Consider the following 5,401-nt stretch of genomic DNA (forward strand, 5'->3'; position numbering starts at 1 on the left):
TTATTTTCTTTCGAGCGAGCTAGATCATGACARTTCTCTACAATCCCATCCTCGATCCAACCCAACTCTGGATTACCCACATCATAATCATGGGCATTCAGCGCTATGGCATCGTCGTACGTTTCAAAAACCCCGTCGCTAATATGGAACCGTCTTCCTCTCCCTAGATGAACCCCGTCCTTATCACCCTTAATGATTACATCGTGAATGAGGATATCTTCAAATGTACAGATATGAATGCCATACTGCGCTTTTCCCAGATCCATACAGCGGAAACGTGTAATTTTCAAATCCTTAACGTAGAAAAAAGCAAGCTGACCATGCAGCCCAAACACTTCGAACTTTCGAATATCCATGCCATTCACAACAATATGCAGATTTTCGATAGCAATGTGCTGATCGTAATTTTTGGTGAGTGCCCCCTTATTCAGGATCACATGGCAAAATGGACCCACCTCGTCTTCCTTCTGAACAAAAACACCATTTCMCATCATTAATGAAGTATAGCTTCCAATATAGACAGTCCGAGCTAGCTTATATGTACCCGGTCGACTTACCGTGATCGTTCCGCCCCCATCTAATGCTTGTTGAAGGGCACTTGCATTCTCGATCCCCGTCGATTCAGGTAAAAATCCATAATCAGCTGCGTCTACAAAAGTGTTCATATCATGCTTCCTCCCTGCCATCTACATGTTAACAACCTCCCCCTGTTATTCGTTGAGTTCTATGAAATCACCTTCCACAGGACTCATAACTCTCAATAAAAGCTTCTAGCGCATATAAGGCTTCCAATTGCTGCTCACTTCTCAGGGAATAAAAAAATCCATGCTGAGCTTCCGAAATCATCACCACATCAGCACGTTTCCCAAAAAACTTCAACCTATCGCTCATCGCATATATAAATACATGAGGGAACAGATTCTCCTTACCGGCAATGAGGAAGAGAAAATCAGCCGACTGTTCATTCACTTGCACAATCGGAGACGCTTGTCGGAACCGTTCCGTCTCTCCCTCATAGGTGGCGCCTAGCAGCTCTTCGATCGCTCGCTTGATGTCCACGTTCATGTTGTCCCAACGCTCCAACGTTCCAGGACCGCAGACCGACACGCAAGCGGCCGGTCTGCGCCAGTCCATTCGAGGCGCTAATCCTTCCTCAAGCCATCCAGATTCAGTCACGGCCAACATGGAGGCGAGATGCGCCCCTGCCGAACTCCCGATGAGGATAATCTGATCGATTGTCAGCCGATTCTCCTCTATATATCGATTGAACAAGCTGTAGCCGTCTCTGACATCCGCCATTTGCTCAGGCAATTGCACCGTTGGAACTAGCCTGTAACCTGCCGATGCGCACAGATACCCTTTGCGGGAGAAATGCTGCATATGCTCATGATAGAGGTCACGACTGCTACCTCTCCAGCCTCCTCCATGAATGTAGAACAATGCCGTTCGATGTGGCAATCCGGAGGGACGGGCAATGTCCAACGCTCTTTTCAATTGAATGTCTTTATCATAATACCGAGTAATTAGCTCCATCCATCACGCTCTCCTCGATCCTACATAGTACTTCGTCAAACCATTCCTGACAGCAGATCCGCTATCCTTATAGGACACCCTTCTCTTGCCGACTTCCACACAGCTTCACCCGTTGCTACGGAATAGGCGCCTTCAAGTGCGCTTGGCATGCGGTTGTGTGGACCTGTTGGGTCGGGCCCGAGGAAGAGATGCTCCTGCAATACTGGATCTGCGCCGCTGTGCATACCAGAACCCGGTACAACATGAATCGATTCCTTGGAGCCGAATAAGGGGAAATAATCGACCGTCTGTTCCGGAAACGGAAACGTCACCCTGGAACCATGATACATCTGTGTCTCGATTCTGCCCTTTGTCCCGTTAATAGCCAGCCGGTATCCTTCATAAGGCAGCGAGAAATTGACAGAGTAGTTCAGGAACACGTTCCCTTCATACTTCACTACAGCCGCATAAGTATCCTCAATATCAATCTCGGAATCAAAGATACACGCATCCGGTCGGTAATCGGTATAAAATTTACCCGTTCCGGTCGTATTGGCTAAGTTAAGGTGATCGTCCTTCACAGCGACCTCTCTGCTTCGCGATGTCCACCGCATCATATAGACACAGTTCTCCTTTACGCTGCACGTTCCGCAATGCCGACCTTCTTCGCCCGTCCTCGGATTATGCTCCCCCTCCGGCCCATAGTAGTGCAGATCGCCATAGGCGAATGCTTCAACAGGCTGAGCGTCAATCCACCAACTGACTAGATCGAAATGATGGGTGCTCTTGTGGATGGAGAGTCCACCGGATTGCTCACGCGTTCGGTTCCAGCGTTTGAAATAGCTCGCTCCGTGGTACGTATCGATATACCAGTTCAGATCAACGGAGGTGATCCGGCCGATTCGCTTGTCCAGCAGCAATTGTTTGATTTTCGTATGAATCGGAGTATACCTGTAATTGAGTGCAACCGTGACCCTGCCCTTACTGCGAGATTCGGCCTCAAGTACGCGGAGACTATCGCTGCTTGTCGTCACCATAGGTTTCTCTGTGATCACATCACGGTCCCACTGCAGGGCTTGCACAATATAGTCAACATGACTGGAATCGATCCCAGCTACAATTACAACGTCTGGTTGGGTTTCCTGCATCATCGCTTCGAAGGCGTCAGGTAAATATACAGGGATATCCGCTAACCCCGGGTGCGCTGTTGTGCAAACCTCAAATCGCAGCGGGTCAGCATCCAGCAAAGCAACAATTCGACATCGGTGCTTGTACACATTTACAATCGGATCGATAAACATCTTTATGGCACGATAGCTTACGCCGCAGATCGCATAGGTTTTCATAACACACCCTTCTCCTTGACCTATTTGTACTCGACACCGTGCGTATCCCGATACTCCTTCGGTGTAAGTCCTTCATGTTTCTTGAATACTCGGATGAAATAGGAGGGCTGATAACCTACCCGTTCGGCAACTTCGTTGATCTTTAGATGGGTGGACATCAGCAGCTCCTTCGATTGCTCCATCCGGAATTGGGTTAAATAATCGATGAAATTCATCCCGGTTACCTTCTTGAAGGCCGAGCTCAGCTTCTGCGGGTACGTACTGTGCAGATCAGCGCATGATTCCAATGACAGATCCGTCATGTAACGTTCACCGATCGTTTCCATAGCTCGTTCAACAAGCCGTTTAATCTGGATATCCTGAGTTTCCATCAGCAGCTTCGTATAGGGCTTGATTACCTTGTGCTCGAACCAGCTCAGCATATGCTCCGGCTCCCGGATTTCACTAAGTTCGATGAACAGATTGGCCCCAGCGAAGAGCTCATTCGTGGAATAGCCCGATTGCAGAATGGCCGATTGAATACTTCCAAGCAACTGAAGCATACCCTGCTGGACATGCAGCTCCGTGTCTGTCTTCAACCGGTACTCATCCATGAATCGTCCCAAAGCCTCAATCGTATCCTCTTCCAGACCAAGCCGAACTGCCTGGATTACTTCTTTCTCCGCCGCGAACGGATAACTGACCGGATCCCTTCCTTGTGGAAGCAGCTCCGCCATATCAAGCACCTGATTTTCTTGCTGCAGGCTCCGGTAACGAAGCCCCCGCTTCACATCTTCCATGGCCTGCGGGATTTGGTGTACCGACGTTGTTGGAACCCCAATGCTCGCTGTTACATGCAAATGCAAGATCGAATGAAGAGCTCTCATCCATTCCTGCAGCTTGTTGATCAGATCGGATTTCCACTTCTTACTCCAGTCCTCCTCTGGAAGCGACAGCAGCAGACCAATGGAAAGATCCTGGAAATGAACAACATGCTTCAATCCTTTGAGCGGGAATGCCATTTCATTCACGATGTTCGCCGCCGCAAATCCGATTAACGGTTCATCTCCCTCTGAGAATCGCCCGGATATATGCGTAAACCCGGTTAGCTGCAATACTACGAGCACATACATTCTATTCCCGGCGCTCCATCCCAGTTGCTCTAGCCGCTCTCGGATATCGGATTCCGACAGATGGATTAAATGCCCCTGTACCAACTGCAGGAAGAAGCCCTCCCTCATAGCGGGCAGTTGATCCTCGAGTCTGGTTTGCAGCATCTGGCTCTCGCGGGAAATGTTCTTCCAATGGTCTTCAATCAAAGCAAATTCGTCGCCGTTTCGCTCTTCCTCGCGCCCACCCTGGAACAACCGAACCAATCGTTGAACGGGACCATATATTCTACCGGATGCAAGCCACGATAATATAATCGCGATCAGCATAACCATCAGGCTAACACCAATAATCAACCTCGATAACGTTTTGACAGGAGCAGTTAATTTGGTCAACGGGGTAGCCGTTACATAGATCCATTCCGAACCCAGCCTGTTCATACTCCGATAAGACAACGAATAGGCATTGGCCTTGTAGTGGTATACGACAGAACCGGAATCCGTTCCTTGAGCCAATACATATTGACTTAACGCCTGCTCCAGCTCATTCTTCGCAACCTCACCTACTGCTTGACCACCTCGCGCGACGAACATACCATCCTTCCTCAGGATGAAGGAAGCCCCCTCCTCCTGCCGATAAGCATCATTGAACAAATGCGCTACCTTCGTGTTGTCCAGATGGACGATGATAGCTCCGAAGCTCTCAACATTTCCGATACCAGGCAATTTGATGATCAACGACAAGGAAGCCCGGTTTTTGCCGGGCTGTAGGCCTTGGGATAATGTATGCGTCCAATATACCTTTCCCTGTTCCTTAAGAAGCTGCGAATAGGAATCCCTGTTGCTGTCCTGTAACGGCACAACACCTTCCACCGGAGAGATCGTCACCTGCTGGTTACGCAAATATAACAGCACTTCACCGATCATCGTGTCAGTTCGCTCTAGTGCAGATAAGCTTACATACAAGTTCTGAGTCTCATCGAACTGGTCACGCAGGTCCATCGTTTGCAGACGAATGTCGAAGGCCGAATGAAACGCCCACTGCGACGAGACAAGCTCAAGATGGGACATATACTCCTCTATCCGATCGTACGCTTGGGTCAGCTGCATCTGGTGCATCCGACTGCTCTCGTTCTCGATTTGCCGCACACCTGTGATATAGATCACAATTCCGATTAGTGCGATCGGCAAACATGCGATGGTCAGTACAGTCATCAAGCTTTTACGATAAAAGGGAGCTTTCAGACGTTCCAAGGCATTCCCGATGAACCTGGTGATCCAGTTACGAATTAACAATTGGTTACCCTCCCGCGGTTACTGCTACTTGCTGCTGTTCTTAGTTTGATATGCCTCGTTCATTTCTGTAATGATTTTTTGGAAATCCGCATCTGTCTTCAACTTTGCAACCATGGCATCCCATGCTGAGATTTCTTCTTTGCCCATAATGATTTTAGT

At 48.9% G+C, this 5,401-nt stretch carries 3 protein-coding genes and 1 pseudogene; all 4 read right to left on the bottom strand.

The window, feature by feature from the left end; genetic code table 11:
* Positions 1 to 665: pseudogene (locus AC1DWB_RS30810) on the bottom strand (hypothetical protein); the annotation flags it as partial.
* Positions 666 to 732: 67 nt separating this feature from the next.
* A complete protein-coding gene (locus AC1DWB_RS30815) occupies positions 733 to 1,533 on the bottom strand; it encodes an alpha/beta hydrolase (protein WP_477544916.1) in 801 nt (266 codons plus the stop codon).
* 35 nt (positions 1,534 to 1,568) lie between these two features.
* A complete protein-coding gene (locus AC1DWB_RS30820) occupies positions 1,569 to 2,858 on the bottom strand; it encodes a Gfo/Idh/MocA family protein (RefSeq protein ID WP_477544917.1) in 1,290 nt (429 codons plus the stop codon).
* 20 nt (positions 2,859 to 2,878) lie between these two features.
* Positions 2,879 to 5,242, bottom strand: coding sequence for a helix-turn-helix domain-containing protein (locus AC1DWB_RS30825; RefSeq protein ID WP_477544918.1), 2,364 nt, complete (start codon positions 5,240 to 5,242; stop codon positions 2,879 to 2,881).
* Positions 5,243 to 5,401: the final 159 nt, after the last annotated feature.

The organism is Paenibacillus sp. P4_E11 (assembly GCF_056401635.1).